Below are 295 nucleotides of genomic sequence, written 5' to 3'. Positions count from 1 at the left end.
GGCTTTGAGCTGCCATCGGAGGCGCTCTCTCTAGGTAAAAAACTACTGCTTAAACCCCTCAATGGACAGTTTGAGCAGCAAAGCAATGTGGCTACTTTGGAGTACCTAGGCTTGGGTTCTGCAATGCTGGAATTGGAAGCAGGAACCATACGAAAATGGCTAGGAGAACAAAAGCCGGATCCGATTCGTTATCCTGATGTTGCGGGAGCTATCTCTGATTGGGTTATCGAAGGAGACTGGCATCAGCAGGAAGCATTAAGCCCAAAACTGTGGAAGCAAGTGGACTTTCCTAGCC

1 pseudogene is annotated in these 295 nt (G+C 48.8%); it reads left to right on the top strand.

The features are described 5' to 3' along the window. Positions 1-295, top strand: a pseudogene (locus tag AB4585_RS28630) (glycosyltransferase); the annotation flags it as partial.

It is taken from the genome of Vibrio sp. 10N.222.49.C9 (genome assembly GCF_041474985.1).
GTDB classification, from domain to species: Bacteria; Pseudomonadota; Gammaproteobacteria; order Enterobacterales; family Vibrionaceae; genus Vibrio; species Vibrio crassostreae_C.
The sequence above is the reverse complement of the archived record's forward strand: the minus strand, read 5'-3'. Positions and strand labels throughout refer to the sequence as shown.